General features: G+C 41.1%; 3 protein-coding genes. All 3 read right to left on the reverse strand.

Features of this window, described 5'->3' with window-relative positions:
• Window positions 1–206 precede the first annotated feature (206 nt).
• Genes ACFVSH_RS23770 through ACFVSH_RS23780 form a run of 3 tightly spaced genes read right to left on the reverse strand, consistent with a single transcriptional unit; the run spans window position 207 to window position 3,759 of the window.
• On the reverse strand, window positions 207–1,691 hold the full coding sequence (locus tag ACFVSH_RS23770) for an amino acid permease (protein WP_387708185.1): 1,485 nt from the start codon (window positions 1,689–1,691) through the stop codon (window positions 207–209).
• A gap of 36 nt (window positions 1,692–1,727) precedes the next feature.
• Window positions 1,728–2,858, reverse strand: coding sequence for an amidohydrolase (locus tag ACFVSH_RS23775; protein WP_387708186.1), 1,131 nt, complete (start codon window positions 2,856–2,858; stop codon window positions 1,728–1,730).
• A gap of 46 nt (window positions 2,859–2,904) precedes the next feature.
• Entirely contained in the window at window positions 2,905–3,759 is an 855-nt protein-coding gene (locus ACFVSH_RS23780) for a MurR/RpiR family transcriptional regulator (RefSeq protein WP_387595459.1), read from the reverse strand.
• Between the last annotated feature and the right edge of the window lie 319 nt (window positions 3,760–4,078).

A 4,078-nucleotide genomic window follows, 5' to 3' on the forward strand; every position in this document is an offset into this window, starting at 1 on the left:
CTCTAGCTCTTCATTTCGATGAAGAGAGCGAATTGCAATTTCCTGTGTTTTCGTCATGTCCAACCTCCTAGGAAAAGCTCAAGCGCCTTGATCACCGCAACATAAGATGAACAAATAATTTCCACTGCCGACGGCTTGTCGTTACTAGGCACTGGAGCTATCATTTATGTTTTAACAATATATTTCTACTTTTTTGACAAAAGAAATTATTCCACTTTGCTGAAATCAGCCTCTTGCATTGAAATCATTTTTGTACGCTTTACGATTTTATAACCTAGAAAAGCCAGGAAAAATAAAGGAAGCCCGATATAAGAAATTAAAATTCCATACCAGTCGATCTCAGGGCCGAAAAAAGCAGAGTAATTTTGTCCCAGGATAGCCGTAACACATAAAAATGTCGCTAATATTGGACCGAATGGGTACCATTTTGATACATAAGGCAAATCTTTCAAATCTCTTCCTTGTGCAATGTATGCCTTCCGGAATCGATAATGTGTAATCGAAATTCCTAACCAGGATAAAAAGCCGGATAATCCTGCAGCATTCAATAACCAAGTATAAATCGAGCCTTCTCCGAAAAAAGAGGTCAGGAAAGCTGCCATCCCAACGATGGTAGAAAAGTACACAGCGTTAACTGGAATGCCGCCTGAATTCACTTTTTTTAGAAACGAAGGGGCTTTGCCTTCTTTCGCCAGCACCCAAAGGACGCGAGAAGCCCCATACATGGCGGAATTGCCTGCAGAAAGGACAGAAGTAAGAATGACCACATTCATAACCGATGCAGCAATCGCAAGTCCTGCGTTTTGAAAAACTAGAGTGAAGGGACTTACCGCAATATCTTCTATATCCGAGCTTAACAAACGCGGATCATTATAGCTGATTAAAAATCCAATCACGATTATCGCCAATACATAGAACAAGAGCAGTCTCCAGAAGATTTGCTTAATGGCCTTGGGTATATTTTTTCTCGGATTTTCACTCTCGCCGGCCGCAATTCCTACTAACTCGGTGCCTTGGAAGGCAAATCCAACCACCATAAAGACACTTATAACGGATAAAAAGCCTCCTTTAAACGGTGCCTCTCCTTTGGTGATATTTTCAAAACCTACGGCATCCCCTCCCATGATTCCTACAATCATTAATAACCCCACTACTATAAAAATGATAATCGTCAAAACCTTTATAATGGCAAACCAGAATTCGGATTCTCCATATCCTTTTACCGATAAAATATTCAGGCCAAATATGAGGGCGAGAAATAATGCGCTCCAAATGATGCCTGGAACAGAAGGCAGCCAATATTTCATGATCAGGGAGGAAGCCGCCAATTCCAACGCGACTACGATTGCGTTGTTATACCAATAGTTCCATCCGATCGCAAATCCTAAAGCTGGATCGACAAACCTTGATGTATAGGTACTAAAAGAGCCTGTAATTGGAATCAGGGCGGCCATTTCGGCTAAGCTTGTCATCAGGAAGTAAACCATGATTCCGGCAATTATATAGGCAGCTACAGCTCCTCCGGGACCCGCAGTATGTATAATGGAACCGCTTGCTAAAAATAGCCCCGTTCCAATGGTTCCGCCAATTGCAATCATGGAAAGATGCCTTGGTTTGAGTTTGCGCTCCAGTTGTTTTCCATCAGTAGCTGTTTGGTCCCCGTTTTGTGATGTTTGTGCGGTATTTTCCATAAAACACCCCTTCATTAATTTTTTTAGTGAAAAATTTTATTCTCCTGCCGCCAACATTACTGTGTTAATTAAAATTTTCGTTCCATAAATTAGTGCTTGCAAATTAAACTTCATATCCGGATGATGCAGACCAGGCGTTAAATCGCAGCCTAACCCTATCATGGTTGCTGTTATATCAGGATTTTCGACTGTATAAAAATGAAAATCTTCTCCTCCTTGAGAAATGCAGACTGGAGCGACATTTTCCCTCCCAAGGATATCTCCAATGGCGGCCTCAGCCAGCTTGATGGCTTTTTCATGCAAACTCGCAGCTGGGACGAATTCTTCCGCAGACCAGGAGATGGATGTTTCAGTTTGTTGCATTGTCTGGTCAAAAGCTTTCTCTGATAAGCGGTTTAGTTCATTCATTACATCATTTGATTGAGCTCTGGCATCAATTGCAAAGACAGCTGTTTCCGGGATAACGTTTGATGCATTGTTGTTTGTTTGAAATTGAGTCATTTTGATGGAATAAGGAGTTTCGGTAACTAGATTAATCTGCTGTAATTTTTGGATAAGCAAAGCTGCTGCCTCGATGACATTTATTCCATCTTGCGGTCTGGATGCATGGGCTTGTAAACCTTTGATTGTTCCCCTTATCGTTTCGGCAGAGCCATGGACAATGACGGGAGAAGCTTTCATATAAGGAACCTCCGTACTGGGTCTTACATGTACCCCGAATAAATATGTAACATCCTCCAATGCTCCATCATTGATCATTTGAAGAGCGCCTTCTCCTTTTTCTTCCGCAGGTTGAAATATGAATCGGAGAGTGTGTTTAGGCCGGATTCCACTGGAGGCAATGGCCAATGCTGTATATAAAACCATTGTGCTATGTGCGTCATGTCCACATGAATGATTGGCCTTCACAACTCCATCTACTTCCTGAACAAGCGCATCCATATCAGCCCTTAATGCCACAACTTTTTTTGAGATGCCTGGAATCTCGGCAATGATCCCATGATGGCTCTGAAATGTTTTTGTGGTCATTCCCGCTTTCCTAAGAGATTTTAATATATAGCAAGACGTTCTTTCCTCCTGCCAGCTTGGCTCAGCCAAAGAATGCAGGTCATGGTAGGACTTTATCAATGATTCTTGATGCTGATCAATATATTGAATCGGGTTCATAATGATGCCCCCCCTCCTTTACATGAATTTTAACTTTATTAAAGACTCATTCATTAAACACTTCATAACTTGAATATAGCCTTTCTAATTTTTGCTGATGGGTATGGATCCGTTTTTCGTCTTTTTGATGTATGCCTGCAATAACCAAGTCCAATAAGCTAATGACGGAAGCGATTGAATTGGTTCCGGTTTCTGCGTTTTCTTCAGTAGTCAATGCAATATCAGCGATGCGGCCAACGGGTGACAGAAGGCGGTCTGTAACTGAAATTAAACAAACTCCTTGTTCCTTGGCACACTCAGCAACTTTTAATGTTTCATTCGCATACCTCGGAAAGGAAAAAACGACTATCACAGACTTGTCAGTGAGGTTACAAAACTTTTCATAGAAGTCACCTGTTGGTGAACATAAACTTACATTTTCCCTTAATGAACTTAGCGTATAGGAGAACCAATAGGCGGCGGCATGGGAAATGCGATGCCCTGCAATTAATATTTGGTCAGCCTGGATCAAGACATTGACTGCTTTCCATATATCCTGAACGTTCGTATGATCTAATAGATGTCTTAAAATATGAACTTCGTTTTCTATCACTTTGGTAAATGGATCTTGCTTGTCATCAAAGCGGAGAATGGAATCCTTGTTGGAAATGTCTATATGATTTTGGTGCAGCAGCTGTTTTTGAATTCTGGCCTGCATTTTACTAAACCCTTCAAATCCTAATGAATAGGAAAACCGGATGACCGTCGTTTCACTAACTTCCGCTTCCCGACCAATTTGAAATGCCGTTTTAAAGGCGGCTTCATCCAAATTTTCAATTAGGTAAGCGGCAACTTTTTTTTGACCTGCCGATAATTGGTCAAATTTTTCCTTTACTAATAATTTAAAAGGAAGATGTTCCAAAATATTACCCCTTTCCGACGAATTAAATACTTCTTATTATTAAAATAATGAAGGTAATCCTTCTTTGATTTATACACTATCACAATTTAATCAGAAAAAGAATAATATTTTTGATTTTTCCGATAATTAATTTCAATCAGATAATAGGCCATTGAGATAATAAGCAAAGGCTGTTTTCTCATACTTTGTTGCTATTTACCAAGTAAAGCGGCGTGGTTGATTTCCCTCCAGATGCTCGCTTTCTGCGGGGCGGGCGGTGAGCCGCCTCGGCGTAAACGCCTGTGGGGTCTCACCTGTCCCGCTGCTCCCGCAGGAGTCT

It is taken from the genome of Peribacillus sp. NPDC058002 (genome assembly GCF_042886655.1).
GTDB lineage: Bacteria > Bacillota > Bacilli > Bacillales > DSM-1321 > Peribacillus > Peribacillus aracenensis.

What these genes read in the sequence shown, in the direction of transcription:
- ACFVSH_RS23775 (WP_387708186.1), bottom strand. Translation starts at nt 2,858, where the DNA reads ATGAACCCGATTCAATATATTGATCAGCATCAAGAATCATTGATAAAG.
- ACFVSH_RS23770 (WP_387708185.1), bottom strand. Translation starts at nt 1,691, where the DNA reads ATGGAAAATACCGCACAAACATCACAAAACGGGGACCAAACAGCTACT.